Annotated in this window: 26 protein-coding genes and 1 riboswitch; of the genes, 9 read left to right on the forward strand and 17 right to left on the reverse strand. The window is 61.1% G+C overall.

Annotation, left to right across the window (positions count from 1 at the left end; genetic code table 11):
• Nucleotides 1-169: 169 nt before the first annotated feature.
• Nucleotides 170-1,552, forward strand: a complete 1,383-nt coding sequence (locus ABIN98_RS23080) for a tetratricopeptide repeat protein (protein WP_346913554.1) — start codon at nucleotides 170-172, stop codon at nucleotides 1,550-1,552.
• Between the two features lie 113 nt (nucleotides 1,553-1,665).
• Nucleotides 1,666-2,880 carry an OpgC family protein gene (locus ABIN98_RS23085; RefSeq protein WP_394701597.1) on the forward strand — a complete coding sequence of 405 codons (1,215 nt, stop codon included), beginning with the start codon at nucleotides 1,666-1,668 and terminating at the stop codon, nucleotides 2,878-2,880.
• Nucleotides 2,881-2,962: 82 nt separating this feature from the next.
• Here the strand turns inward: ABIN98_RS23085 and ABIN98_RS23090 are convergent, their stop codons facing one another.
• The 3 genes from ABIN98_RS23090 to ABIN98_RS23100 form a co-directional block, all read right to left on the reverse strand.
• Nucleotides 2,963-3,238 carry a DUF1150 domain-containing protein gene (locus ABIN98_RS23090; RefSeq protein WP_346913558.1) on the reverse strand — a complete coding sequence of 92 codons (276 nt, stop codon included), beginning with the start codon at nucleotides 3,236-3,238 and terminating at the stop codon, nucleotides 2,963-2,965.
• A gap of 35 nt (nucleotides 3,239-3,273) precedes the next feature.
• Complete coding sequence (locus ABIN98_RS23095; RefSeq protein ID WP_346900626.1) at nucleotides 3,274-3,702, reverse strand: Hsp20 family protein; 429 nt, start codon at nucleotides 3,700-3,702, stop codon at nucleotides 3,274-3,276.
• Nucleotides 3,703-3,846: 144 nt separating this feature from the next.
• The gene (locus ABIN98_RS23100; protein WP_346913560.1) at nucleotides 3,847-4,236 is read right to left on the reverse strand and encodes a glyoxalase superfamily protein; all 390 of its coding nucleotides are present in this window, start codon (nucleotides 4,234-4,236) and stop codon (nucleotides 3,847-3,849) included.
• A gap of 200 nt (nucleotides 4,237-4,436) precedes the next feature.
• On the opposite strand from ABIN98_RS23100, the gene ABIN98_RS23105 reads away from it, so the two are divergent.
• The 3 genes from ABIN98_RS23105 to ABIN98_RS23115 are packed head-to-tail and all read left to right on the forward strand — an operon-like array spanning nucleotide 4,437 to nucleotide 6,482.
• Nucleotides 4,437-4,916: a hypothetical protein gene (locus tag ABIN98_RS23105; protein ID WP_346913562.1), complete on the forward strand. Its 480-nt coding sequence runs from the start codon at nucleotides 4,437-4,439 to the stop codon at nucleotides 4,914-4,916.
• 11 nt (nucleotides 4,917-4,927) lie between these two features.
• Nucleotides 4,928-5,287, forward strand: coding sequence for an MmcQ/YjbR family DNA-binding protein (locus ABIN98_RS23110; RefSeq protein WP_346913564.1), 360 nt, complete (start codon nucleotides 4,928-4,930; stop codon nucleotides 5,285-5,287).
• On the forward strand, nucleotides 5,280-6,482 hold the full coding sequence (locus ABIN98_RS23115) for an MFS transporter (RefSeq protein WP_346913566.1): 1,203 nt from the start codon (nucleotides 5,280-5,282) through the stop codon (nucleotides 6,480-6,482). The genes ABIN98_RS23110 and ABIN98_RS23115 overlap by 8 nt, the downstream gene beginning before the upstream one ends.
• Nucleotides 6,483-6,505: 23 nt before the next feature.
• Here the strand turns inward: ABIN98_RS23115 and ABIN98_RS23120 are convergent, their stop codons facing one another.
• The 4 genes from ABIN98_RS23120 to ABIN98_RS23135 form a co-directional block, all read right to left on the reverse strand.
• Complete coding sequence (locus tag ABIN98_RS23120) at nucleotides 6,506-7,588, reverse strand: sn-glycerol-3-phosphate import ATP-binding protein UgpC (protein WP_346913568.1); 1,083 nt, start codon at nucleotides 7,586-7,588, stop codon at nucleotides 6,506-6,508.
• An 11-nt stretch (nucleotides 7,589-7,599) separates the two neighbouring features.
• On the reverse strand, nucleotides 7,600-8,442 hold the full coding sequence (locus tag ABIN98_RS23125; protein ID WP_346913570.1) for an ABC transporter permease subunit: 843 nt from the start codon (nucleotides 8,440-8,442) through the stop codon (nucleotides 7,600-7,602).
• Between the two features lie 9 nt (nucleotides 8,443-8,451).
• Nucleotides 8,452-9,333 carry an ABC transporter permease subunit gene (locus tag ABIN98_RS23130; protein WP_346913572.1) on the reverse strand — a complete coding sequence of 294 codons (882 nt, stop codon included), beginning with the start codon at nucleotides 9,331-9,333 and terminating at the stop codon, nucleotides 8,452-8,454.
• Nucleotides 9,334-9,423: 90 nt separating this feature from the next.
• Entirely contained in the window at nucleotides 9,424-10,734 is a 1,311-nt protein-coding gene (locus ABIN98_RS23135; RefSeq protein ID WP_346913574.1) for an extracellular solute-binding protein, read from the reverse strand.
• A 251-nt stretch (nucleotides 10,735-10,985) separates the two neighbouring features.
• Nucleotides 10,986-11,199: riboswitch (cobalamin riboswitch) on the forward strand.
• 53 nt (nucleotides 11,200-11,252) lie between these two features.
• Between ABIN98_RS23135 and ABIN98_RS23140 the strand changes: the two genes are divergently transcribed.
• A complete protein-coding gene (locus tag ABIN98_RS23140; RefSeq protein WP_346913576.1) occupies nucleotides 11,253-11,936 on the forward strand; it encodes an energy-coupling factor ABC transporter permease in 684 nt (227 codons plus the stop codon).
• 300 nt (nucleotides 11,937-12,236) lie between these two features.
• On the opposite strand, the gene ABIN98_RS23145 is transcribed toward ABIN98_RS23140, so the two are convergent.
• Entirely contained in the window at nucleotides 12,237-13,430 is a 1,194-nt protein-coding gene (locus ABIN98_RS23145; protein ID WP_346913578.1) for an IS481 family transposase, read from the reverse strand.
• A gap of 331 nt (nucleotides 13,431-13,761) precedes the next feature.
• Here ABIN98_RS23145 and ABIN98_RS23150 point away from each other — a divergent pair, with 331 nt between their 5' ends.
• Both ABIN98_RS23150 and ABIN98_RS23155 read left to right on the forward strand, forming a co-directional pair.
• On the forward strand, nucleotides 13,762-14,469 hold the full coding sequence (locus tag ABIN98_RS23150; protein WP_346913580.1) for an SLC13 family permease: 708 nt from the start codon (nucleotides 13,762-13,764) through the stop codon (nucleotides 14,467-14,469).
• Nucleotides 14,418-15,206, forward strand: coding sequence for an SLC13 family permease (locus tag ABIN98_RS23155; RefSeq protein ID WP_346913582.1), 789 nt, complete (start codon nucleotides 14,418-14,420; stop codon nucleotides 15,204-15,206). Before ABIN98_RS23150 ends, ABIN98_RS23155 begins: the two co-directional genes overlap by 52 nt.
• Before the next feature lie 13 nt (nucleotides 15,207-15,219).
• Here the strand turns inward: ABIN98_RS23155 and ABIN98_RS23160 are convergent, their stop codons facing one another.
• The 3 genes from ABIN98_RS23160 to ABIN98_RS23170 are packed head-to-tail and all read right to left on the reverse strand — an operon-like array spanning nucleotide 15,220 to nucleotide 18,098.
• On the reverse strand, nucleotides 15,220-16,497 hold the full coding sequence (locus ABIN98_RS23160; protein ID WP_346913584.1) for a TRAP transporter large permease: 1,278 nt from the start codon (nucleotides 16,495-16,497) through the stop codon (nucleotides 15,220-15,222).
• Between the two features lie 18 nt (nucleotides 16,498-16,515).
• On the reverse strand, nucleotides 16,516-17,103 hold the full coding sequence (locus tag ABIN98_RS23165; protein WP_346913586.1) for a TRAP transporter small permease: 588 nt from the start codon (nucleotides 17,101-17,103) through the stop codon (nucleotides 16,516-16,518).
• A gap of 23 nt (nucleotides 17,104-17,126) precedes the next feature.
• On the reverse strand, nucleotides 17,127-18,098 hold the full coding sequence (locus tag ABIN98_RS23170; RefSeq protein WP_346913588.1) for a sialic acid TRAP transporter substrate-binding protein SiaP: 972 nt from the start codon (nucleotides 18,096-18,098) through the stop codon (nucleotides 17,127-17,129).
• 231 nt (nucleotides 18,099-18,329) lie between these two features.
• Here ABIN98_RS23170 and ABIN98_RS23175 point away from each other — a divergent pair, with 231 nt between their 5' ends.
• Nucleotides 18,330-19,118 carry a GntR family transcriptional regulator gene (locus ABIN98_RS23175; RefSeq protein WP_346913590.1) on the forward strand — a complete coding sequence of 263 codons (789 nt, stop codon included), beginning with the start codon at nucleotides 18,330-18,332 and terminating at the stop codon, nucleotides 19,116-19,118.
• Between the two features lie 344 nt (nucleotides 19,119-19,462).
• On the opposite strand, the gene ABIN98_RS23180 is transcribed toward ABIN98_RS23175, so the two are convergent.
• The 6 genes from ABIN98_RS23180 to rpe all read right to left on the reverse strand — a co-directional run bounded on the left by ABIN98_RS23180 (nucleotide 19,463) and on the right by rpe (nucleotide 23,827).
• Nucleotides 19,463-19,900 carry a YqaA family protein gene (locus ABIN98_RS23180; protein WP_346913592.1) on the reverse strand — a complete coding sequence of 146 codons (438 nt, stop codon included), beginning with the start codon at nucleotides 19,898-19,900 and terminating at the stop codon, nucleotides 19,463-19,465.
• 73 nt (nucleotides 19,901-19,973) lie between these two features.
• Nucleotides 19,974-20,684, reverse strand: a complete 711-nt coding sequence (locus ABIN98_RS23185) for an HAD-IA family hydrolase (protein WP_346913594.1) — start codon at nucleotides 20,682-20,684, stop codon at nucleotides 19,974-19,976.
• Between the two features lies 1 nt (nucleotide 20,685).
• Nucleotides 20,686-21,396 (reverse strand): phosphoglycolate phosphatase, encoded by a 711-nt coding sequence (gene gph, locus ABIN98_RS23190; RefSeq protein ID WP_346913596.1) that lies wholly within the window; start codon nucleotides 21,394-21,396, stop codon nucleotides 20,686-20,688.
• Entirely contained in the window at nucleotides 21,393-21,950 is a 558-nt protein-coding gene (locus tag ABIN98_RS23195; RefSeq protein ID WP_346913598.1) for a thioredoxin family protein, read from the reverse strand. Before ABIN98_RS23195 ends, gph begins: the two co-directional genes overlap by 4 nt.
• 26 nt (nucleotides 21,951-21,976) lie before the next feature.
• The gene (locus ABIN98_RS23200) at nucleotides 21,977-23,104 is read right to left on the reverse strand and encodes an alanine--glyoxylate aminotransferase family protein (protein ID WP_346913600.1); all 1,128 of its coding nucleotides are present in this window, start codon (nucleotides 23,102-23,104) and stop codon (nucleotides 21,977-21,979) included.
• 36 nt (nucleotides 23,105-23,140) lie between these two features.
• The gene (rpe, locus tag ABIN98_RS23205; RefSeq protein ID WP_346913602.1) at nucleotides 23,141-23,827 is read right to left on the reverse strand and encodes a ribulose-phosphate 3-epimerase; all 687 of its coding nucleotides are present in this window, start codon (nucleotides 23,825-23,827) and stop codon (nucleotides 23,141-23,143) included.
• Nucleotides 23,828-23,846: the final 19 nt, after the last annotated feature.

Genomic DNA, 23,846 nt, shown 5'->3' on the forward strand with positions numbered 1-23,846 from the left:
ACACGTCGCCAACACCTTTTTGTGTGTTGCAGTTCACCGCCCGACTGCGGTCTTTTTTGTAGTGCACAATTTTCTCGATGCGCCGCCGATGCCGTGGCGCGGGCTCCACAGCTTGAGGTCCCGGCTCCTTAGCCGGTAAACCTGCAGCGATCGCAACAAAGGCCAGCCAATGCGTCTGACAGACCAGTTCGGGTACGACATCACCCTCGAAGACAAAGAAGCCCTGGCCGCATGGACATCAGCGGTCAACGCCTTTCTTGCCCACGGGGCGACGACGGCAAGCCATCTTCAGGATGCGCTTGAGCGGGATCCCGAATTCGCGCTTGGCCATGCCGCACGCGGTCTGTTCTGCCTGCTGCTTGCCCGGCGCGAACTTTACGACACCGCCGAAGAGGCCTGGAGAACGGCTTCCGGCGCTGCAAAGGTCCGGCCGGTAACGCCGCGCGAAGCTGTCGTCACGTCGGCGCTCCGCGCCTGGCTCGACGGCTGGCCGTCCCATTCCGCCGACCTTCTGGACCAGGCGCTGGTCAAGGCGCCCCGCGATGCGCTTCTGTTGAAACTGTCGCAGGCCATCCGCTTCATCCTGGGCGATTGCAACGGCATGCGCAGCTCGATCGAGCAGGTCATTGCGGAATATGACGAAACCCATCCCTCGTACGGCTTTGTTCTCGGCTGCCGGTCCTTCGCGCTGGAGGAAACAGGCTCCTACCGGGAAGCGGAAGCCGTTGGCCGCAGGGGCCTGGAGTTCTGCAGCAACGATGCCTGGGGCTTGCACGCGGTTGCCCATGTGCACGACATGACCGGGCGGTCCGAGGAAGGCATCGGCTGGCTGGAAAACCGGCCCGACGGCTGGGCCCACTGCAACAATTTCGGTTACCACGTCTGGTGGCATCTGGCGCTGATGTATCTGGACCGCGGCGAAATCGACAAGGTGCTCGATCTCTACGACCGCAAGATCCGGCAGGACCAAACGGATGACTTCCGGGATATTTCCAATGGCACGTCGCTGCTGATGCGGCTGGAACTGGAGGGCGTCAATGTCGGCGGACGCTGGGAGGAACTGGCCGCGCTGTCCGACCGGCGCGCCGAAGACGGCTGCAATGTCTTTGCCGACCTGCACTATCTGCTCGCGCTCCTGAGCGGCGGCCGGCGGATGGGAACCGAACGCCTGATCGCCGATCTGCGTCGGCGCACCAAGGAGGAAGGCGACCTGCAGCGGATTTCAACCGAGGCCGGACTGCCCGCGGCCATGGGCCTTGAGCAATACCGGAAGGGAAATTACGCGTCCGCCTTCACCATGCTGTCCTCGGCCCGCGACGCCCTCCCGGCGATCGGCGGCTCCCATGCCCAGCGCGATGTGTTCGAGCGGATGACGATCGATGCGGCGATCCGCGCCGGTCTCGCGGAAGACGCGGAAACCCTTCTGAAGGACCGGTCCCGCAAACGCGGCGGCCTCGACCGGTTCGCCGAACAGCGGCTGGAGGTCTGCGATCGGATGCAGCGCGCGTCTCTCGTCATGCAAAATGAACGCTTGCGCGCGACGCCGGCCTGAAGAATATCCCGGTTTCGACATAAACTTAGCGCAGGCTCCCCCAAAAGGGACCCAGGAACACATATATCGTGAACGCTCAGACGACCGTTGCAAAGAAACCAAGAGATCCCCGCCTGGATTTTTACCGGGGGATCGGAATGTTCATCATCTATATCGCCCACCTCCCCTGGAACTGGTGGACGCTCTGGATCCCGGCGCGGTTCGGATTTTCCGATGCGACGGAAATCTTCGTCTTCTGTTCGGGCATGGCCTCGGCGCTCGCCTTCGGCAAGGTATTCGAAACCCACGGCTGGGGCATGGGTGCTGCCCGCATCCTGCATCGGATGTGGCAGGTATACTGGGCGCATATCGGCCAGTTCTTCGTGATCGCGGTCAGTCTTGTCGCACTCCACGAAAGCGGTTTTCTGGAATCCTGCTGCGGCGTGACCGAGGACTATGTGGCCTCGCTCAATCTCTGGCATCTATTTAATAATTCGACGGTCACGCTGCCTGGTCTGTTCAGCCTCACGTGGGTGCCGAACTATTTCGACATCCTGCCGATGTATATCGTGATCCTGGGCCTGATCCCGGTGATGATGTTCATTGCCAGCTATTCGGTACCGGCCGCCTTTGCCTTTTCCATCGGCCTGTGGCTGACGGCGAACCTCGGTTTTCTCAATCTGCCGGCGGAACCCTGGTCAGACCGACCATGGTTCTTCAACCCGTTCGCCTGGCAACTTGTCTTCTTTACCGGTTTCGCCTTCATGCGCGGCTGGCTTCCCGCGCCGCCGGTGAACCGCGGGCTGGTCGCGCTTGCCATCGTCATCCTGCTGGTCACCCTGCCCTTCGCCTATTTTCGCATTCATCTGAACGTGCAGTGGGTCGACGATATCCGGAATTCGATCGAGCCCTTTTGGAGGAAGACCGAATTCGGATTGTTCCGCTACATGCATTTCCTGGCACTCGCCTATCTTGCCTGGCTGGCTGCGGGCGAAAACGGCCGGCGCCTTTACGGCCACGGCCGGAAATGGGGCACCTTTGTGCGCGTGGTCCAGAAGGTCGGCCAGCAATCGCTCGCCGTCTTCATGGCAAGCCTGGTGATCGCCCAGGCGGCAGGCATCCTGCGCGACATGGTCTGGGGCCGGGACCAGTGGGTTCCGCAGATCCTGTCCAACGTTCTGGGCTTCATGGCGCTGATTGCCGTTGCCTATACGGTGTCGTGGTTCAAGGGCCAGCCCTGGCGCAAACCGCCGGCAAGGCTGCACAAGCCCGAAGGGCCGGAGATGTCCGCCTCTGAAGGCGGACAAGCGGCAAAGGAACCCTCCCGACGGCAGGCCGAAACGGTCTAAGTTCCCGGATCGCGTGCTCCAAACGAAAACACCGGCCAAGCGGCCGGTGTCTTTCATGTCGTAAGGTGTCTTGCCCGCGAACTCAGTGCAGGCTCACCATTTCCAGTTCCTGCTCGAAAGCGTTCGCGATGGCCGCTTCGCGGTTGTCGGCCAGCAGGATCGGCGTGCCGTCGGCGTTCAACAACGCCCACAGGCTGGCATTGCCCTCAAGCGGCGGCATTCCTGGAAAGAGGCTCTCCAGTTCGGCCGGCTGCATCTTGCGGACGTAGGCCAGGGTTCCGTTTCCGAGATCCGACAGCGCATCCTTGCTGATGTCGAACATCGTATCGTCGCGATCGGGGGTATTGGGGTCGTGCATCAGATACTCTCCATTTTCCTTGTTCGGCGGATGGGTCATTCGCCGCTGGAGATTTCGATTTTCCGGATAACGCGTTCCGGTTCCGGGCGTGCAAGATCGATCGACAGAAGACCGTCCCTCAGATCGGCTCCGAGGATCTCGATGCCCTCGGCCAGAACAAAGGCACGCTGGAACTGCCGCGCGGCAATGCCACGGTGTAGATACTGGCGCGACTTGTCGTCGACCTGACGGCCGCGGATGACCAGCTGGCTCTCCTCAACCGACACATCGAGCTGATCCCGGGTAAACCCAGCCACAGCCAGAGTAATACGGATGATGTCACCCTGATCCTCGGTCTTGGGTAACCGCTCGATGTTATAGGGCGGATAGCCGTCGTTGGCGGCCTTCGAAACCCGGTCGAGCACCCGTTCAATGTCATCGAACCCGAGCAGGAACGGGCTGGAAAACGCCGACATGCGTGTCATCGTCAAAGTCCTTTTAAAGCGACCTTGCACCCGGACCCTGTAACAGGCATCCGGACGGGGTGGATCTCACCCCTCGTCTGAGACAAATATGGCGACTTGGGCCGGAGACTTCAAGCTGGCAAGCGTGAAGCCTGCCGGCAGGGTTTACGTTCCATCCGTACGGAGAGGCGCGCCGACGTCGATCCGATTGCCGAAGGGATCGGCGAAAACGAAGGTCTTGAGACCGTATTCCTGGGTCTTCAGACCCTTCAGGATACGGCAACCGGCCGCCTCGATGCAGGCGTAAAGGCCATCCGCGTCGCCGACGAGCATATGCGCCACGTTGAAGGAGGCCGGCCTGTGGTCTTTTACCAAGGTGATATGAAGCTCCGCCGCGTCCTTCTTCAGGATCGCGAACCCGACCGGATCGCCGTTTTGAAACACCACTTCGAAGCCGAGCACATCCCGGTAAAAGGCAAATGCCCGGTCCATATCGGTGACAGCCAGCGTCGCGGCGATACGGCCGAAGGATAGTTTTGAAATCTGATGAGACATGACACACCCTTTGCCACGATCGGGCGCTCCGTCCACGGCGGTGCGCGGTGTGCCGGTGCGCTCGGATCAAGAAGAATTGAAAACGGGCAAAGCGGTGTTTGCGCGACTATTGCTATCAGTCCCGATACAAGCTCGCAAGGGTTCCGAACCTGCCCGCATTTTGCGGACCTCTCAGTGCAAGGTCGAAAGGGCATTACCAATTGAAGATCGCTCTGGGATTTTTATTGGCGACAATCCTCGTCACAGCACCCTTTTTAAGTTTGAATTATTCCGGGTATTGCCTTTCCGAACAACGTTTCCTCGCGAAAGACGAATTAATCGAGAGTACCTTGCGTGACGCATATCGCTCTGTTTTTGACTATCCGTATTCCAGTTTAAATGTTGACGAAGAAATACATATGAAAAACATTCGTGAATATATTAAAAATAATCCAGATTGCTGCAAGATACTCCGAAATTTCCAAGAATATAAAGCCGCTGATGACGCCCTTGGAGAAGCGTACAGCCCGGAAGGTTACTTCTATCCGACGTTCTGGGGGCGGATATGGGGTGATGAAAGTTATCTTGTGCAAGTTCTTTATATCGGAAAAAAGCAAAACAGCGTCATTTATGAGCGGTCGGCCCCTCGGGTTCTCTATCGGATGATCGGCACTTGCGGGAAAGTCAAAAGGTACTTTTAGGAGGAAGCCCCATGACCCGCACCGAATTCGATGCTTACTGCGCCGGACTGCCGGCCACGACCAACGTGGTTCAGTGGGGCAACGCCTCGGTGTGGAAGGTCGGCGGCAAGATCTTTGCGGTCTGTTCAAGCTGGGGCCAGGGATCCGAACAGCGGATCGCCTTCAAGTGTTCCGACCTCTCCTACATGATGCTCACCGAAGAAGCCGGCATCGTTCCGGCGCCTTATCTGGCTCGGGCGAAATGGGTGCAGGTGTCGAAGGATAGCGCGCTCACGGACGAAGACCTGAAAACCTATCTCGCCACCGCCCATGGTCTTGTCGCCGCGAAATTGACGAAAAAACTGCGGCAGGAGCTGGGGATCGATGGCTGATATCAGTGCGACTCCAATCCCTGAAGGAAAATACCGGTCGCTTTTCTTCCTGATGCTGGCCGAAATTGCAGGCATGAGCCTGTGGTTCATGTCGGCAGCGATCCTGCCGGACATGGTGGCCGAAGTTCCGGTATCGGACTTCCGGCAGGCCGCTCTTTCGAGCGCGGTCCAGATCGGCTTTGTCGCAGGTGCCCTTGTCTCCGCAATTTTCGGCCTGCCGGACCGGTTCGATCCGCGTCGGGCGTTTGCGGCCTCTTCCCTGATCGCGGCGGCAGCGAACGCCAGCCTGCTGATCACGGTGCCGGGAGGCGATCTCGCGATCCTTGCCCGGTTCATCACCGGCGCCATGCTGGCCGGCGTCTATCCGGTCGGCATGAAGATCATCGTCGGCTGGGGGCAGCGGGACCGGGGCTTTCTGGTCGGCGCCCTGGTCGGAGCGCTGACCTTCGGCTCGGCCGCGCCCCATCTGCTGGCGCTCGCCGGCGGAGCGGACTGGCGGTGGAGCGTCGGCGTCGCCTCACTGGCAGCGGCGATCGGCGGGCTTTTGTGCCTGGCGACGAGGCTCGGCCCCTTCCACGCGGCGGCCGGAGACTTCCGGTTCCGATCCATTGCCCTTGCCTGGACCAACCGAAAGGTCCGTCTCGCCTATGCGGGCTACCTCTGCCACATGTGGGAACTCTACGCCATGTGGGCCTGGATCGGCCTTGCCGCCACCGTGTCGTTCACCGCCTCGATGGCGGAAGACAAGGCGCTCGTGTTCGGACGGCTGCTTGCCTTCGGCGCCATTGCGGCAGGCGGCGCGACCAGCATCGTCGCGGGCATCTTCGCCGACCGGCTCGGCAAAGAGACCATAGCCCTTTGGGCCCTGATCTTCAGCGGCAGCGCTGCACTGGCGACCGCCGCCACCTTCGGCGGCCCGCCGTGGGTCACGATCCTCTGCGTGCTGATCTGGGGCGCGGCGATCCTGCCGGATTCAGCCCAGTTCTCCGCTCTCGTCGCCGACCATTCGCCACCTGAAATGACCGGCAGCCTGATGACGTTTCAAACCGCGCTCGGCTTCGCCCTGACCTTCTTCACGGTTCAGGCGACGCCCGTTCTGGCGGCCGACATCGGCTGGCCCGCCGTTTTCGTGTTCATGGCCATTGGCCCGGCCTTCGGCATTGTCGCCATGCTCCGGCTCAGGGCGCTGGCGTAACGCACCCTGCCGGTACCGAGATTTTAGGCTACGATCCGGCGGCCGTTTTCCGCATCGAAGAAATGCATGTCCGTTGCCAGTGCGTTCAGATAGAGCACCGTGCCGTGGTCGTAGCGGGCATGGCTCGGCGCGCGCACCACGAGTTCCGGACCGGCGCCGTCGAGTTGGCCGTAGATGTAGCTTTCCGCACCGACCGGTTCGAGGACGTTGACGGTGAATTCCATGGAGAGCTTATCCGGGCTCTCCATCTTCTCGCTGCTGATTTCCAGGTGCTCGGGACGAATGCCGAGGAGATAGCGGTCCGCACCGTGCAGGTTCGGTGCATCGAGGCCGCTGCCGCTTTCCGCCTGCAGTCGACCGTTCTCAGAACGGACCGGAACCAGGTTCATGGCCGGCGAGCCGATGAAACTTGCCACAAAGGTGGAAGCCGGCTTGTCGTAGACATCCACCGGCGCGCCGATCTGCTCGATGGCACCGCCGTTCAGCACGATCAGCCGGTCGGCGAGCGTCATGGCTTCCAGCTGGTCGTGGGTGACATAAACGCTGGTGGTGCCCAGCGACTTCTGCAGGCGCTTGATCTCCACGCGCATCTGCACCCGGAGCTTTGCGTCCAGGTTCGACAGCGGTTCGTCGAACAGGAAAGCCGCCGGTTCGCGGACGATGGCCCGGCCCATGGCAACGCGCTGGCGCTGGCCGCCGGAGAGCATGCGCGGCTTGCGGTCGAGATAGTCGCCGATCTCCAGGATGCGGGCGGCTTCCTTGACCCGCCGGTCGATCTCACCCTTGGCGATCTTCCGGTTGCGCAGCCCGTAGGCCAGGTTGTTGTAGACCGTCATATGCGGGTAGAGCGCATAGTTCTGGAACACCATGGCGATGTCCCGATCCGCCGGATCGACCTTGTTGACGATCCTGTCGCCGATGCTGATTTCGCCGTGGGAGATGTCCTCCAGGCCTGCAATCATGCGCAGCAGCGTGGACTTGCCGCAGCCGGACGGACCGACCAGCACGATGAATTCGCCGTCGGCGATGTCGACAGAAACACCTTTGACCGCTTCCACGTTGCCGGCATAGACCTTGCGGACCGTATCGAGAGTAATCGTTGCCATCGGATGTCAGCTCACTTGTCGCTTTCGGTCAGGCCCTTGACGAACCAGCTCTGGAAAATCACGACCACCAGAACCGGCGGCAGCATGGCCAGGATCGCAAGGGCGAAAGCTTCGTTGTAATCGGGGATCTGCGATCCGACCCAGACCAGCAGGATCTGCTTGATGCCGCGCACGAGGGTGAAATAGGCCTCGTCGTTGGTCGTGATCATGGGCCACAGATACTGGTTCCAGCCGTAGACGAACATGATGATGAAGATCGCCGCAATCATCGTCTTGGAGGTCGGCACCAGAATGTCGATGAAGAACTTGAACGGACCGGCGCCGTCGATGCGGGCGGCTTCCAGAAGCTCGTCCGGAACCGACTTGAAGAACTGGCGGAAATAGAACGTGCCGGTCGCGGAGGCGAGCAGCGGCACGATCATGCCGGAAAAGCTGTTCAGCATGCCCATCTTCTGCACCACCTCGTAGGACGGCACGATGCGCACTTCCAGCGGCAGGAGCAGCGTGGTGAAGATCATCCAGAAGAAGAACGTGCCAGCCTTGAAGCGGAAATAGACGATGGCATAGGCCGCAAGCATGGACAGCACAATCTTGCCGACGGCGAAGCCGATCCCGAGCAGCATGGAGTTCCACAGCATGCGCAGGCCGGTGATCTGGCCGGTGAACCCGCCCTCGTGGAACAGGACCTTGGAATAGGTGTCGGTGAAGTTCCCGCCCCAGGACGCCATCAGCCCGAAGCGGTGGATCTCGACCGCTTCGTGGGTGGAGGTCAGGAAGGCGATTGCGACGGGGCCGATCATCAGCACGGAGCCGATGATCAGGATGAGGTGGTCGAAAAATTTCAGACGGAACATGGCGCGCCCTCAGTTGTAGTGCACGCGCCGCTCGATGAAGCGGAACTGGAAGATGGTGAGCACGAACACGACGATCATCAGGATGACCGACTGGGCGGAGGAGCCGCCAAGGTCGCCGCCGCGGAAACCGTCCATGTAGACCTTGTAGACCAGCGTGATCGGATTGTTCGCCGCCTTGTCCTTCACGACCACGTCGACGATGCCGAAGGTGTCGAACAACGAATAGGTCATGTTGATGATCAGCAGGAAGAAGGCCGTCGGCGCCAGCAGGGGCAGGATGATGGTCCAGAAGCGGCGGAAGCCTGAGCGGCAATCGATGGCGCCGGCCTCGCGCAGGGACTTCGGGATCGCCTGCAGGCCGGACAGGAAGAAGATGAAATTGTAAGGGATCTGCTTCCACACGGCGATGACCACCATGGCGAAGGCCGTGTCGAAGTAATTCAGGCCCAGCTTGAAGTCCCAGCCGAAGAAGCCGGCGACCTTCAGGAAGGGGCCGATATGCTGGTCGAAGAACATCACGCCCATGAGGCCCGCGACCGGCGGCGCCACCGCATAGACCCACATCAGCAGCGTCTTGTAGGTCGAGGCCCCGCGGATCACCGCATCCGCCTTGACCGCCAGAAGCAGCGCGCTCGACAGGGACAGGAACGTGACAAGCAGCGTGAAGACGATGGTGAAGTTGCCGATGCGGACGTATTCACTCGATTCGAGAACGTCCTTGTAGTTATCCATCCCCACAAAGGTCGCGCTGAAACCGAACGGGTCCTCCAGATAAAAGGAGGACTGGATCGCCTGCACCGACGGCCAGTAGAAAAAGATCAGGATGACAGCGACCTGCGGCAGCAGGAAGAGATACGGCAGGGAAGCGCTGGAGAACTGGACGCGTTTCATGTGCACGCTTTCACATTTCCGGACGGAAATTCAGGACGTACGGACCGGGAAGAACGCTCTCCCCGGTCCGCGATTTTCAAGCCGGTCAGATCAGCCGGCGGTCTTGGCGAAGCGCTCCAGCAGCTTGTTGCCTTCTTCCTCGATGGTCTTGAAGGCGTCGTCCACGGAGGTCTCGTTGGCGAAGATCTTGTTGAATTCGCGTTCCATGACTTCGCGGATCTGCGGGTAGAAGCCCATACGGTAGCCCTTGGACCATTCGCCGCCCGGCAGCATCAGCTGCTTGATGCCGACTTCGGCCTGCGGAACTTCCTTGTAGTAGCCGCTTTCCTGGGCAAGCTGGTAGGCCGCCTTGGTGATCGGCACGTAGCCGGTCGCCTTGTGCCAGAAGAACTGGACTTCCGGAGAGGTCAGGAATTCGAAGAACGCTGCGGTGCAGTCGTTTTCAGCCTTCGGCTTGCCGGAGAAGGCGAACAAGGCAGCGCCACCGATGAAGGTGTTGGTGCCGGCACCCTCGATCGAGTTCCAGTAAGGCAGGAAGGTTGCGGAGAACGGCATCTGGGCCGTCTTGCGCAGACCGCCGAAGGAACCGGAAGACCCGATCCAGAAAGCGACCTTGCCTTCTTCGAACGGCTTCTGGTTGTCGCTCCAGCCGGCGCCGTAGTAGCCGAACAGACCGTTGTCGTACCAATCCTTGAGCTTGGAATACATCATCTTCTGCTCAGGGGAGTTCGCCAGGATCTTGGTGCCCTTGACGGCGTCGTAACCGTTGTTGTTGGTCGCGAACTGAAGATTGTGACGGGAGAAGAAATTCTCGGTGAATTCCCAGGTCAGCTGCGACTGGACCAGTGGCACGTAGCCGGCGTCCTTCAGCTTCGGAGCGATGGCTTCGAAGTCTTCCCAGGTCTTCGGTGCCTCGACGCCGGCCTTCTTGATGGCTTCGTCGTTGATGTACATGATCGGAGCCGAAGAGTTGAACGGCATGCCGATGAACTTGCCGTCGCTGTCGGCGTAGAAATAACGCACGCCGTCGATGAAGGCTTCGCGCTTGAACTCGTGGCCGGCGTCCTTGATCATGTCCTCGGCCGGGATGACGGCACCCTTGGCGTTGATGATCGTGGCGGCACCGGCGTCGAAGACCTGCAGGATGTTCGGCTGTTCACCGGCGCGGAAGCCGGCAATACCTGCGTTCAGGGCTTCCTCGTAGGTGCCCTTGCTGACCGGCGTCAGGTGGCAGACATCCTGGCTGGCGTTGAATTTCTCAGAGATCTCGTTGATGACTTCGCCGTTCCGGCCGCTCATGCCGTGCCACCAGGAAATCTCGGTCGCAGCATAAGAAGCGGTCGACGTGCCAAGCAGGGCAGCCGCAGCGACGACGCTGGCGACGGTCTTACGAAAAGCCATAATAAATGCTCCTAAACGATGAGGCCGGCGGCCCCGTTCACAAGATGTATGCGCGGTCGGCCGGCGTTGTTTCCGGCAGCGCGATCGATACCGCTCGTGCTTGGTATGGTTTTCATATGAATGCCGTGTGTCGCTCATATGAACCTTCGGCGACACTCCCGTGCCGTTGATTTTTCGACATTTTTCGGGGCGTTTTGCGCCGCGGATCAGCGCCATTAACGTAAAAAAGCTTGCAAGCTCCTTCCGTTTCCAGCACCCTTGAGAGCGATGGTTCCGCCAAGCAGAAGACGCGGCGGATCAAAAGGGAACACGGTGAGGCGTACCCAGCAGGGACCAAGACCGTGGCTGCCCCCGCAACTGTGAGCGGTTCGCCAAGCCCAACGGCCACTGGTTTTCGATAACCGGGAAGGCGGGCAAGGTGATGAGCCGCAAGCCAGGAGACCTGCCATCGACGAACCGGCGCGCGCCCGCGCCTTCTATCAAGCCTCCCACACGGCGGGTGTGGAAAGGAGAAAAACATGCATATCGAACCCGGCATCGTCGACGGCGCCAAGATCGTTCTCAGCTACGCAACGGCGGCCGCCTCTCTCGGCATGGCAGCCAAATACGCCTTCAACACGGTGCGCAACGACGGCGGCGTGTCCGCCCTTGTCAGCCGCGGCGTCATGGCGACGGCTCTCGTCTTCAGCTTTTTCCAGATCCTGCCGCACTATCCGGTCGGCGTCTCGGAAGTTCACCTGATCCTCGGCTCGACCCTCTACCTGATGTTCGGCGCCGGACCGGCAGCAATCGGCCTGGCCGCGGGTCTTCTCCTTCAGGGCCTGTTCTTCGCGCCGTTCGATCTGCCGCAATACGGCATTAACGTCACCACGCTTCTGGTGCCGCTGTTCGCCATCAGCCAGATCGCCAAGCGCATCATCCCGGCCGACACCCCTTACGTGAACATCGAGTACAAGCAGGCGCTGGCGCTTTCGACCGCCTATCAGGGCGGCATCGTCGCCTGGGTCGCCTTCTGGGCATTCTACGGACAGGGCTTCGGCGCGGAAAACATCGCGTCGGTCACCTCCTTCGGCGCGGCCTACATGCTGGTTGTCCTGATCGAGCCGCTTGCCGACCTCGGCGTTCTGGCCGGTGCCAAGACCCTCTCGGGCCTGAAGGCATCGCCGTTCGTCTACAATCGCCTTTACAACGCTGCGGCCTGAACTCCGCACCGGTTGAACGGAACAGGCCCCGGCAGCTCGGCTGCCGGGGCTTTTTGTTGCGCGGGCTTTTCCAGACGCAACGAGCGACTGCCATCGGGGACGTTTTGCCAAGAACGATGGCTGCGGGTGAGAGATGGATCTGCGGCTTGCTCCCCTCTCCCCCCTTGAGGGGGAGATGCCGGCGAACAGCCGGCAGAGGGGGGTGACGATCTTTGCCCAGAATACAGGGCGTCGGTGGACAGGCTGCATACCCCCCTCTGTCCCCTAACGGGTGTGCAACCCGGATGATGGGTAACAGTTCTATCCGGGAGGATGGGTAACAGTTTTTGTTTTTCTGCCTCGTGTGGGCCACCGCAGTTTTAGGTCTTCTGTGATGTAGCCGATGAATACCGGTCCGTAACGGAGTTCAAGCTGCCCGGTGTCGGCTTCTTCAATGCTGACCGGCTCTCCGACGAGGGCCATGGAGACATAAACGGTGCCGCCGCGCCACTTGATTTCGCCGTTCTGGCGCACCCTGCGCACGCATGTTCCTTGATCATAGTCGGGTGATCTCAGCCTGCCGCTCCAGGGTCTTGATGAGTCTGTATAGGCGGCTGCCGGGGTTGCCATGCCGAGTGCCTCATGCGGACGCTCTTCATTGTAGGTCTGCCGAAAGCGGACAAATCGGTCGGCCTGGGCCTTCAGGTTGGCCGCCGGTGGATTGGCGGTTTCATCCTTCAAGGTTCTGTGCAAGCGCTCCAGCCGGCCGTTCTGCTGCGGCGAGGCCGGGGCAATGCGTTCAGGACGAACGCCAGCCTTGATGAGCCGGACTGCCAGCCCCGACAGGCCGGCAGCTCCGGTCGAGGCAAAGGGCGCCCCATTGTCGGAACGGATAGCCCGTGGCAGGCCGAACTCGCGGAAGGCTGCATCCAGAACGGACCAGACATGGGTCGTGTCGGGACGGGGGACGGCAACCACCCGCAAGAGATAGCGGCTCGCCTGGTCCTGCAACGTGAAGGGATCGCAGCGGCGACCGTCACCGGTCCGGAACCAGCCCTTGAAGTCCATGCTCCACACGTCGTTGGGCAAGGCCTGGTCAAAGGGGGACACGGAGCAGGGCGGCGCGCGGCGGCGGCGTTTGCGCGCAACGCTCAAGCCTTCCCGGCGCAGCAACTCGCCGATCGTCGAAGCAGCTGGAACCACAATCACCGGATCGGCATGCGCCTGAAGAAAGGCGCGCAGTTTTTTCGGACCCCAGCTTGGATATCGCCGGCGCAACGCAAGCACCGCCTCCCGGGATGTCTCCGCAAGCGCATGCGGACAATGATGCGGGGCGTGACTGCGCGGTGCCAAAGCTGCCGCGCCACCCGAACGCCAGCGCCTCAGTACCTCATAACCGGTCTTCCGGCTAATCCCGAACTGACGGCAAAGCTCCGACATCGACACCTCTCCGCTTTCAACCGAAACGCAGAACCGGACACGCTCTTCCATCGCACAGGTCTCCCGAAATCCCATACCCCGAACCTCCCTCGTTCGGCGTAAGTCTGACCTGTTACCCATCCTCCCGGATAGAACTGTTACCCATCATACCGGTTCATACCTGGTGACATCTCCCCCTCAAGGGGGGAGACGGGCGCAAGCGGTATTGCTCAAGTCTATTCATACGGCAGGGTTGGTAAGCGAAGCCGGCATTTTGTTGCGACTTTTTGAAAAAAAGCCGTGCGGGTACGCTGGCGCCCGAGGCCGACACATCCTAGGCTGGCGTCAACTGAACGACCTCGAAACTGCCGGCCGTAGACGACTTGTCAGGATGATGCCTACTGACCCTTCCCCGACCTCCCTTGTCGTGACCTCGAAAAAGGCCGGCCTCCTCGGCGGCCTGCTTGCCCTCGTCGTGATCCTTGCCCTGCCGCACCCGCAGGGCCTCACGGCCGAGGGCTGGGCGGTGGCGGGTGTCGGCCTGCTGATGGCGATATGGTGGATGAGCGAGGCGCTGCCGCTGGCGGCAACGGCGCTGGTTCCGCTGGTGCTGTTTCCCTTGCTCGGCATCAGTTCCTTCGACAGCGCGGCGCAGTCCTACGCCAATCCCCTGATCTTCCTGTTTCTCGGCGGCTTCATTCTCGCCCGGGGACTGGAACGCTGGCAGCTTCACCGGCGTCTTGCGCTGAAGGTCCTGCGCCGGGTCGGCGAGAACCCGCCCGCAATCGTCGCCGGCATGATGGGGATCACGGCTTTCCTGAGCATGTGGGTGAGCAACACGGCAACTTCCATGGTCATGCTGCCGATCGCCCAGTCGATCGTGTCCACCCTGTGCATCGCGGGTTCCGATCGTCCGGACGATCCGCGGAATTCCTTCGCCCCGGCGCTGATGCTATCGATTGCCTATGGCGCCACCATCGGCGGCATGGGCACCCTGATCGGCACCCCGCCGAACGCGCTCTTCGCCGGCTTTCTGCTGGAGACCTACGACATCCGCATCGGCTTCGCGGAAGGTGGATGCTGGTGGGTATTCCAGCTGTGCTGGTGTTGTTGCCGATCACCTGGTTTCTGCTGACCAAGATTGCCTTCAAGGTTCCGGCTGCCTTTCCGGAGACGGTTCTGGCATCGGGCCATGACGGTACGCAGGATCTGGGGCCGATGTCGCGCCAGGAGTATACGGTCGCCGGCGTCATGGTCATCGTCGCGTTTCTGTGGCTGACCCGACCGCTGATCGCCGATCTCGTTCCGGGCCTGCCGCTTTCGGATGCGGGCATCGCCATGATCGGTGCGCTCGCCCTGTTCGTCCTTCCCGACCGCTGGTCCAGCGGAACGTTCCTGCTGGAATGGAACGACATCAAGAGCCTGCGCTGGGACGTCCTGATCCTGTTCGGCGGCGGACTGTCCCTGGCCGGCGCCATCGCAAGCACCGGACTTGCCGACTGGATCGGTGCCGGCATGAGCGCGCTTCAAACATTGCCCGCCAATGTGCTGATCCTCGCCGTGATGGTGGTGATCGTCTACCTGGGCGAACTTGCCTCCAACACGGCCATGGCCGCCGTCTTCCTTCCCGTGGCCGGGGCCGCCGCCGTCGGCATGGGTGCTGATCCGCTAACCCTTGCCCTGCCGGTGGTGCTGGCCGCCTCGCTCGGTTTCATGCTGCCGGTCGCGACCCCGCCCAATGCCATCGTCTATGGCTCAGGTGCGGTCAGCTCACAGCAGATGCTGCGCGCCGGCGCCCTGCTCGACGTCATCAGCATCGCCGTGGTGTTCGTCATTGCAGCCACCATCGGCCGGTGGGTGTTCGGGCTTTAAGAGACATCGCCAATCATCTGTAGAGGATGGTCGGCAGCCACATCGACAGTTCGGGAACGAAGGTCAGAAGCAAGAGCACCGTCACCAGCGGGATCAGGAACGGCGCGGTCGCCTTTACGCATTGCTCAAACGGTACTGCAGACACCTTCGACAGCACGTAAAGCACCATGCCCACCGGCGGCGTCAGCAGGCCGATCATCAGGTTGAGGATCAGGATGATGCCGAAGTGCACCGGATCCACGCCGATCGATACTGCAACCGGTAGCAGCACCGGCGTCAGAATGGTGATCGCCGCAATCGTCTCCATGAAGCAGCCGACCACCAGCACGATCAGCATGATGATCAGGAGGACCGCAGTCGGGTCGTTGGCGAAACCGAGCAGTTCCCGGGCGAATACCTGAGCGACCTGGTTCGCGGTCAGGATCCAGGCGAAGATCGCGGAGGCCGCGACGATGAGCATGATCGAGGCGGTGGTCTCGATGGTCTCCATGGAAACTCTCAGGACACTCTTCCAGGTCAGGGTGCGGTAGATGAAGAGCCCGAGCACGAGGGAATAGGCCACCGCAGCGATGGCGGCCTCGGTCGGCGTGAACATGCCTGACAGGATGCCGCCAACAATGATGACCGGTGTCATCAGCGGCAGAATGGCGTCGGCGAAGGTCCGGATGAAGACCGAAAACAGGAACCGGTCATCACGGGGATATTTGCGAAGGCGGGCATAGAAACCGACCATGATCATCAGGGCGAGCGCCATGATCAGACCGGGGATCAGGCCGGCGGCGAAGAGCTGGCCGATGGAGGTGTCCGCGATCACCCCGTAGACGACGAGCGGCAGCGACGGGGGAATGATCGGCCCGATGGTCGACGAGGCGGCCGTGATGCCGACCGAGAAGTCGGTGTCATAACCGGCATCGCGCATCGCCTTGATCTCGATGTTGCCAAGGCCGCCGGCATCGGCGACCGCCGCGCCTGACATGCCCGCGAAGATGACGCTGGCGCCCACATTCACATGACCGAGACCGCCGTGCATCCAGCCGACCATGGCGCGGGCGAAGACAAAAATCTTTGTGGTGATGCCGGAGGAATTCATCAGGTGCCCGGCAAGAATGAAGAACGGTACCGCAATCAGCGGAAACGAATTGATGCCGTTGACCATGTTGTGCAGCACCACGAGGCTCGGCATCCCGCTGGTCGCAATGAAGAACAGGGACGACACGCCGAGGGCGACTGCCACCGGTGCTCCCACGATCAGCAGCACGAAGAGCAGGACAAACATCAGGACAAGCGTCATGCGGGGAATTCCCTCACATCAATCGGAAAGGTCGGAAAGGGCATGCGCTTCGAGATCGTGGATCACATGCTCAGGATTCTGGCGCAGTTTTCGGACCAGCCAGCAAAGCGAATAGGCGGCCATCACGGCCAGCCCGACTGCCACCGCCCAATAGACGAGGCTTTTTGGGATCTCGGCCGATGCCATTTTGGTCTTTGTTTTGAGGGCGAGCAGCACCGCGACATAGGCCATGTAGCCGTAGAAAAAACACGACAGGGCCTCCATGGCCACGGTAAGCCATTTGCCGGCAACATGCGGGATGTAGCGGTAGAAAAACTCCAGGAAGATGTGCGTGCCCTTCCGCGTCACCGTAATCGCCCCCAGAAAGGCAACCAGGATCAGCACGTAGCGGGCGATTTCCTCCGTCCAGGCCAGACTGTCGTTCAGCACATAACGGGTGAAGAACTGCAGGAACACGATGACCGCCAGACACCACAGGGCGATCAGCCCCGGAAGGTCGACCGGCCTGAAATCGATCGGCGCGCCATCGTCTTTTGTATCGGAAAGCGAACGCGCAGGCTCCCCTGCGCGCTGCTCCTCGAAATTCTCAAGTTTCGAGTGGTTCATCTCCGTGACCGGGCTCCCGCAATTCAGAGAGCCTGAAGGCGTTTGAAGTGTTCGAGCGTGTACGGCACCTTGGCCTCATCGGTCAGCATCGGCTTGACCGCATCCTGGAACGGCGCCTTGTCGACCTTGTTGACCGCGACGCCCTGCTCGATGAACCAGGACACCAGATCCTGCTCCTGCTGATAGATGCTCTGGGAGACCTTTTCGGCGGCCTGCTTCAGCACCTCTTCCACGACAGCCGCGTCATCGCCCATGTTCGACATGGCTGAATCCGACGCGATGATCAGCAGCGAATTGAGGATGTGGCCGGTCAGGTTGATGTTCGACTGGACCTCGTAGAACTTCTTGAACTTGATGGTCGGCAGGGGATTTTCCTGCGCGTCGACCACACCCTGCTGAAGCGCGAGATACACTTCCGAAAAGGCCATCGGCGTCGGGTTGGCGCCGACAGCATTGGGGAACATCAGCATGACCGGCGAGTTCGGCACGCGGATCTTCAACCCCTTCATGTCTTCCGGCTTGAGGATCGGGAAGTTCGACGTCACATGGCGCTGGCCGTAGTAGACGAGGCCCATGACCGTATTGCCGGTGGCATCCTTGTAGCCGTCGGAAAGCTCTTTGAAGAGATCGCTTCCGCGATAGGTCTTCCAGTGGTCGTAGCCGCGCATGATGAACGGGTAATCGGAAATCGCGATCGGCCCGTAGTAGCGCTCCACGAAGCTCGGACCGGTGTAGATGATATCGACGGAGCCGATGCCGAGGCCTTCGTTGATCTCGACTTCCTTGCCGAGCGACGAGGCGGGGAAGACCTTGATTTCCACCCGGCTATCCGTGCGCTTGGCGATTTCCTCCGCAGCCCAAAGCGCGACCTGATGATAATCCGAGCCTTCCTCGTAAACGTGGGCCCATTTCAGTTCCGCGGACATGGCCCCTGTAATCGAGGCGCACACCAGTGTTCCGGCCAGCACGGCTGACCTGATGGTCTTGAAGATCATGTTTTCCTCCCATGTGCCGGGCGGCCAACAGGTCCGACGCCGGCAACCAGTTACAAAAATAACTAGTATACAAGATATATCTAATATACTAGTTATCCAATGGTCGCAAGAGGCCTCGAGGCTGGCGCTTCGGGTGGAGGACTGGTATCGAAAAATGGGGGAGCCAAGCCGACTCGCGTTACGGACGGGACTATGACGCTTTGCAAGTAAGCCAGGCGAACAAGGACGATTATGACTGCAGGAATATCCAAGACCGCCGCAGCAAAGGCGCGTAAACCGAGAGCCTACAATGCGCCGCCGTCCGCAGCCGGGCGCCCTCATGTCCCCTCATCGGTCAAGAATTCCGAAGTGGTCTACCGGGATCTGCGCCGGGATATCATTTCCATGGCCCTGGTTCCCGGCACGCCGATCATCGAGAAGGAAATCACCGAGCGCTACCGGATCAGCCGGACACCGGTCCGCGAAGCCGTGCTGCGGCTGGCGGAAGACCGTCTGGTGGACGTGGTGCCGAAATCGGGGACCTTCGTCGCCCGCATCCCGCTGTCCGCCTTGCGCGAAGCGCTCGTCGCCCGACGGGCGCTGGAACAGGTGACCGTCCGTGCCGCCACCAAGCACGCTAGCGAAAGCCAGATCATGGAATTGCGCGCGATCGTCCAACGGCAGCAGGAAATGGCGGACGCCGGCGAGGAGGAAGCGTTTCACCGGGCCGACGAGGCCTTTCATTCAGGGATCGCCAAGGCCGGTCATTTCCCCGGCATCTGGGACATGATCCAGCAGATCCGCATCCAGATCGAGCGCTACCGCCGGCTGACCCTACCCCAGGAAGGCCGCATGCAGCTTGTCGTCCAGGAACATACCGCCGTGCTCGATGCCATGGCCAAACGTGACGCCGACGCGGCAGTTGAAAAAATGAACGAGCACCTGAACAAGCTCCGCCTCGACATCTCCGTCTTCCGGGACCTGTGGCCCGACTATTTCATCTACGATCCGGCCACCGACGACGCCCTGCTCGACGAGTGACCGGTCCACATTTGCCGGGACGGCTTCAGATCACTGCTGTCCGGGTCTAGTTTTCCAATGTCATATAAGATCCAGGGATAACTGGATTTTTGGACTCAAAGGCGTCGTAGCTACGAAGATCATTTCCGCACACTCCCGTCTCCCCCCTTGAGGGGGAGATGCCGGCGGTTAGCCGGCAGAGGGGGGTGAAACGCTTCGGCACACTCAAAAGTGCGCGAATGCCGGGAGGCCGATACCCCCCTCTGTCTCCTGACGGAGACATCTCCCCCTCAAGGGGGGAGACGGGAGCAGGTGGACCGGCCTCGAATTTTTCTTAACCCTTGTTAAACCGGACAGCAGCGGCATCATACCAAATTGAGAACAGCAGCGGCCAGCAGGATGTAGCGCCCGGTCTTGGCGATCGCCACGAGGAGAAAGAAGCTCCAGAAGGGTTCGCGCAGCACGCCTGCGGCAACCGTCAGCGGATCTCCGACGAAGGGCGCCCAGCTCATCAACAGGCTCCAACGGCCGTATTTGTGATACCAGCGCGAGGCGCGTTCCAGCTGTTGGTGCTTGACCGGAAACCAGCGCCGGTCGCTGAATTTCTCCACTGCCCGGCCGAGCAGCCAGTTCACCACCGATCCGAGCGTGTTGCCGACGCTGGCAACGATCACGAGCGTGACCGGAGAATAGGTGCCTGCGAGCAACAGGCCGCCGAGAAGCGCTTCCGACTGCGCCGGAAACACCGTCGCCGCCAGGAAGGAAACCAGGAACAGGCCGAGCAGACCCAGACCTTCCAACATGACCGATGATCTCCCGCACGTGTGCCCCACGCATAGCGCAGGATGGCTGGAACTTGAAAGAGACGTTCGGAGATTAATGCCAATTGGCAGGAAACAAGGTCGGGCAGCAGTGCGCGGAAGCGTCCTGCGGCGTCAGCAGATGATCGAGACTGTCCAGAATGCAGTCCGCGCCGGCGAAGTCGTCCTCTGCGGTGTAGATCCCGGGCGTGACCACGGTTCGAATGCCGAGCCCCGTCGCTGCTTTCAGACCGTTTGCGGAATCCTCGAAAGCAATCGCGTTGGCCGCGGTCAGGCCGAGATCTTCGAGAACGAGCCGATAGACCTCCGGATCCGGCTTCTTCACGCTGACATCCTCACCGGTGCGCACCGAATGGAAACGGTCGAGCGTGTCCAGTCCCAAGGTCGCCTGGAACAGGCTGTCGACATTGCTCCGACTGGTCGTCGTTGCGATGCCGAGCGCCAGACCCTGCTGCAGAGCCCGTCCGATCAGACGTTCGACTCCATCGCGCAGCGCAATCGCACTGCCGGTCATCGCTTGCCTGTAGTAGCCGGTCTTCGCCTTGTGGAGCGCGGCTGCATCGATTCCGGGTGTTCCGGTTTCCTGCGTATAAGCCAGGATCCGTTCCCGCCCGCCGGTGACCTTCAGCAGCCGGCCATAGACGGTCCGGCTCCAGTACCAGGAAATTCCGGCATCCGCGAAGGCCCGGTTGAAGGCCATGCGATGCAGTTCTTCGGTTTCGGCCAGCGTTCCGTCCACGTCGAAAATCAGCGCCTTCAACCGCATGTCAGGCAGGCTCTTTCAGTTTTTCGATTGCCGAGGGAAGCTGGCGCAGGCTGTCGATGACCACGTCGGCGCCGAGCTCATCGACCGGCACATTTGTGTAGCCGCCGCGAACGGCAACGGACGCCATGCCGGCGGCTGCGGCCGCCCCGATATCCGCCGGACTGTCGCCGACCATCAGCGCCCGTGAGACATGCCAGCCCATTTCGGCTGCCGCATACTGAAGCATGTCGGGCGCGGGCTTGCGTGCCGGTCCGGTATCGCCGCCGACGACACAGTCGACGACATCGCCCAGAGCAAAGTGTTCCAGGATCCGGCGGGAAAAGGCTTCCGGCTTGTTGGTGACGACGGCCATCTTTATGCCCGCAGCAGAATAGGCGCGCAGTATGTCTTCGGCGCCTTCCAGAAGGAACGTCTCTTCGGTCAGATGATCCTTGTAGATGTCCATCATCCGGGCGGTCATGTCGATGAGCCCGTCGCCTTCGAGATCGATCCCGCGTGCGGCAAAGGCCCGTTCGACCAGCTTCGCAATACCGTTGCCGATCATGGCTCTAACTTCGTCGACCGACAGGGTTGCCAGATTTTCCTTAGCCAGCAAAATATTCACTGATTTTGCGATGTCGGCAACCGAATCGATCAGGGTTCCGTCCAGGTCGAACAGCATTGCCTGGGGCCAACCGCAGCGATCTCCCGAGGTCCCGAAAACCTTGTTCACGCACTTTCCTTCCATTTGATGGAGCAGCCCATGGAGGGGATCTGCTCGCGCGGGCCTTCGCCCGTCTCAACCACCTGTTTCATCGCCTCGAAAAGGTCCCGGCGCAAGTCATCCGGACCGGCCGCCTTGCGCGACGCATCGAGCCGCCCTCGGTACTGCAGTTCGAGATCCGCATTGAAGCCGAAGAAGTCGGGCGTGCACACCGCGTCATAGGCGCGCGCAACCGACTGGTCTTCGTCATAGAGATAGGGAAACGGAAAATTCTCCTCCTCCGCGACCTTGCGCATATTCTCGAAGCTGTCGCGCGGATATGTATCCGCGTCGTTTGAACTGATTGCGACAACGCCCACCCCCATGGCCATCAGCTCGCGCGCGTCCCGGATGATCCGGTCGCGCACGGCAAGCACATAGGGACAGTGATTGCAGATGAACATGATAAGGGTGCCCTTCGGACCCCTGATATCGGACAGGCTCAGGACCCGTCCGTCGGTCGCCGGGAGTTTGAACTCCGGTGCTTTCCATCCGAAGTCGCAGACCGGTGGTATCGCTGCCATTGCTCAAACTCCCTCTTTGAACGTTGTTACGCGACCGCGCGCTGCCGAGCCTCCGCCAGAACGGAACCAAGGGCGGCGATCAGACGGTCGACGTTTTCCGCCTGCGCGGTCTGCCCCATGAGGCCGATGCGCCAGACCTTGCCGGCCAAGTTACCGAGCCCGGCGCCGATTTCAATATCATGATCCGCGAGCAGGCGGGAGCGGACGAAGGCATCGTCCACATCGGCCGGCACCACGACAGGGTTGAGCTGCGGCAGCCGGTGCGGCGCGTCGACGAGCAGCTCCAGACCGAGATCTTCCAGCCCCTTTGCCAACCGCTCGTGCATCGCGCGGTGACGCCCCCAGCTTTCTTCAAGTCCTTCGCCCTTCAGATCGACGAGACCCTGATAGAGACCGTAGATCGCATTGACCGGCGCAGTGTGATGATAGGAGCGCCCGCCCTCGCCGGACCAGTAACCGAGCACAAGGTTCAGATCGCAGAACCAGGACTGGACCTTGGTCTTGCGGTTTCGGATTATCTCAACCGCCTTGTCGGAGAAGCTGATCGGTGCCAGGCCGGGGGGAACCGACAGGCATTTCTGGGTGCCTGAATAAACGACATCGGCCTGCCACTCATCGACTGCGACCGGAATGCCGCCCAGGCCGGTGACCGTGTCGACGACACTGAGCATACCTGCCTCGCGCGCGATCCGGCACAGCTCGGCGGCATCGGACTCGACACCGGTGGAGGTTTCCGCATGGACGAAGGCGACGAGCTTGGCATGCGGGTTGGCCTTGACCGCATGGGCCACCGTCTCGTTGCAGACCGGCTTGCCCCATTCGAAGGACAACAGCATGACCGTGGCGCCGGCGCGCTCGGCGATTTCAGCCATGCGGCCGCCGAAGACTCCATTCTGGGCGATGATCGCGGTATCGCCGGGCTCAAGCAGATTGACGAGGGCGGCTTCCATGGCAAGCGATGCCGGTGCCGAGATAGGGAAGGTCATGGCGTTCTTTGTCTGGAACGCGTAACGGAGCAGGTCCTTCACCTCTTCCATCATGGTCTGGAAGACCGGATCCAGATGACCGATCGTCGGCTGCGCCAGGGCGGACAGGACGTCGGAAGACACATTCGAAGGGCCCGGGCCCATGAGCAGTCGGTTCGGTATCAGCATGCTTTTCCTCCTTTTATGTCCGTCCGTTTAGTTCATTCAGGCCGCCTGTTCGAGGGCGCCATCCGCCGCAGTCCGGATCGCCGCGATGTTTGTCCGGTAGGCGGCCTCCTCACCGCCCCTGAAGACGGCCGAGCCGGCGACCAGGACGTTTGCGCCCGCGGCCGCGACCAGAGGTGCGGTCTCCGGGGTGACGCCGCCGTCGATCTCGATATCGATTGGCCGGTCGCCGATCATCGACTTGATCCGCCGGACCTTCTCCACGACCGAAGGAATGAAGGCCTGGCCGCCGAAGCCCGGATTGACGGTCATCAGCAGCACCAGATCCAGCCGGTCGAGGACGTATTCGATCACGTTTTCAGGCGTGGACGGATTGAGTGAGACGCCGGCCTTCTTGCCGAGATTGCGGATTGCCTGCAGCGACCGGTCGAGATGGGTCGTCGCCTCGGCATGGACCGTGATGATGTCGCAGCCGGCATCGGCAAAGGCTTCGATAAAGGGATCGCAGGGCTCGATCATCAAATGGCAGTCAAACACCTTGTCCGTCCGGTCCCGCACCGCCTTGACGATCTGCGGTCCGAACGTGATGTTCGGAACGAAGTGACCGTCCATGACGTCGAGATGGATCCAGTCCGCGCCCGCGCGAACGACGGTCTCGATCTCGTCTCCGAGCCTTGAGAAATCCGCCGACAGCACGGAGGGAGCGATAATGGTGTTGGATGTCATGGGTGTGACCCTCCCGGTT

This window comes from uncultured Roseibium sp., assembly GCF_963675095.2.
Lineage (GTDB): Bacteria > Pseudomonadota > Alphaproteobacteria > Rhizobiales > Stappiaceae > Roseibium.

Excerpts from the sequence above, each read along its gene's own strand:
- ABIN98_RS23080 (WP_346913554.1), top strand. The coding sequence starts at position 170 with ATGCGTCTGACAGACCAGTTCGGGTACGACATCACCCTCGAAGACAAA.
- ABIN98_RS23090 (WP_346913558.1), bottom strand. The coding sequence starts at position 3,238 with ATGCACGACCCCAATACCCCCGATCGCGACGATACGATGTTCGACATC.
- ABIN98_RS23095 (WP_346900626.1), bottom strand. The coding sequence starts at position 3,702 with ATGACACGCATGTCGGCGTTTTCCAGCCCGTTCCTGCTCGGGTTCGAT.
- ABIN98_RS23100 (WP_346913560.1), bottom strand. The coding sequence starts at position 4,236 with ATGTCTCATCAGATTTCAAAACTATCCTTCGGCCGTATCGCCGCGACG.
- ABIN98_RS23110 (WP_346913564.1), top strand. The coding sequence starts at position 4,928 with ATGACCCGCACCGAATTCGATGCTTACTGCGCCGGACTGCCGGCCACG.
- ABIN98_RS23115 (WP_346913566.1), top strand. The coding sequence starts at position 5,280 with ATGGCTGATATCAGTGCGACTCCAATCCCTGAAGGAAAATACCGGTCG.
- ABIN98_RS23120 (WP_346913568.1), bottom strand. The coding sequence starts at position 7,588 with ATGGCAACGATTACTCTCGATACGGTCCGCAAGGTCTATGCCGGCAAC.
- ABIN98_RS23125 (WP_346913570.1), bottom strand. The coding sequence starts at position 8,442 with ATGTTCCGTCTGAAATTTTTCGACCACCTCATCCTGATCATCGGCTCC.
- ABIN98_RS23130 (WP_346913572.1), bottom strand. The coding sequence starts at position 9,333 with ATGAAACGCGTCCAGTTCTCCAGCGCTTCCCTGCCGTATCTCTTCCTG.
- ABIN98_RS23135 (WP_346913574.1), bottom strand. The coding sequence starts at position 10,734 with ATGGCTTTTCGTAAGACCGTCGCCAGCGTCGTCGCTGCGGCTGCCCTG.
- ABIN98_RS23140 (WP_346913576.1), top strand. The coding sequence starts at position 11,253 with ATGCATATCGAACCCGGCATCGTCGACGGCGCCAAGATCGTTCTCAGC.
- ABIN98_RS23145 (WP_346913578.1), bottom strand. The coding sequence starts at position 13,430 with ATGGGATTTCGGGAGACCTGTGCGATGGAAGAGCGTGTCCGGTTCTGC.
- ABIN98_RS23160 (WP_346913584.1), bottom strand. The coding sequence starts at position 16,497 with ATGACGCTTGTCCTGATGTTTGTCCTGCTCTTCGTGCTGCTGATCGTG.
- ABIN98_RS23165 (WP_346913586.1), bottom strand. The coding sequence starts at position 17,103 with ATGAACCACTCGAAACTTGAGAATTTCGAGGAGCAGCGCGCAGGGGAG.
- ABIN98_RS23170 (WP_346913588.1), bottom strand. The coding sequence starts at position 18,098 with ATGATCTTCAAGACCATCAGGTCAGCCGTGCTGGCCGGAACACTGGTG.
- ABIN98_RS23175 (WP_346913590.1), top strand. The coding sequence starts at position 18,330 with ATGACTGCAGGAATATCCAAGACCGCCGCAGCAAAGGCGCGTAAACCG.
- ABIN98_RS23180 (WP_346913592.1), bottom strand. The coding sequence starts at position 19,900 with ATGTTGGAAGGTCTGGGTCTGCTCGGCCTGTTCCTGGTTTCCTTCCTG.
- ABIN98_RS23185 (WP_346913594.1), bottom strand. The coding sequence starts at position 20,684 with ATGCGGTTGAAGGCGCTGATTTTCGACGTGGACGGAACGCTGGCCGAA.
- ABIN98_RS23195 (WP_346913598.1), bottom strand. The coding sequence starts at position 21,950 with ATGGCAGCGATACCACCGGTCTGCGACTTCGGATGGAAAGCACCGGAG.
- ABIN98_RS23200 (WP_346913600.1), bottom strand. The coding sequence starts at position 23,104 with ATGCTGATACCGAACCGACTGCTCATGGGCCCGGGCCCTTCGAATGTG.
- rpe (WP_346913602.1), bottom strand. The coding sequence starts at position 23,827 with ATGACATCCAACACCATTATCGCTCCCTCCGTGCTGTCGGCGGATTTC.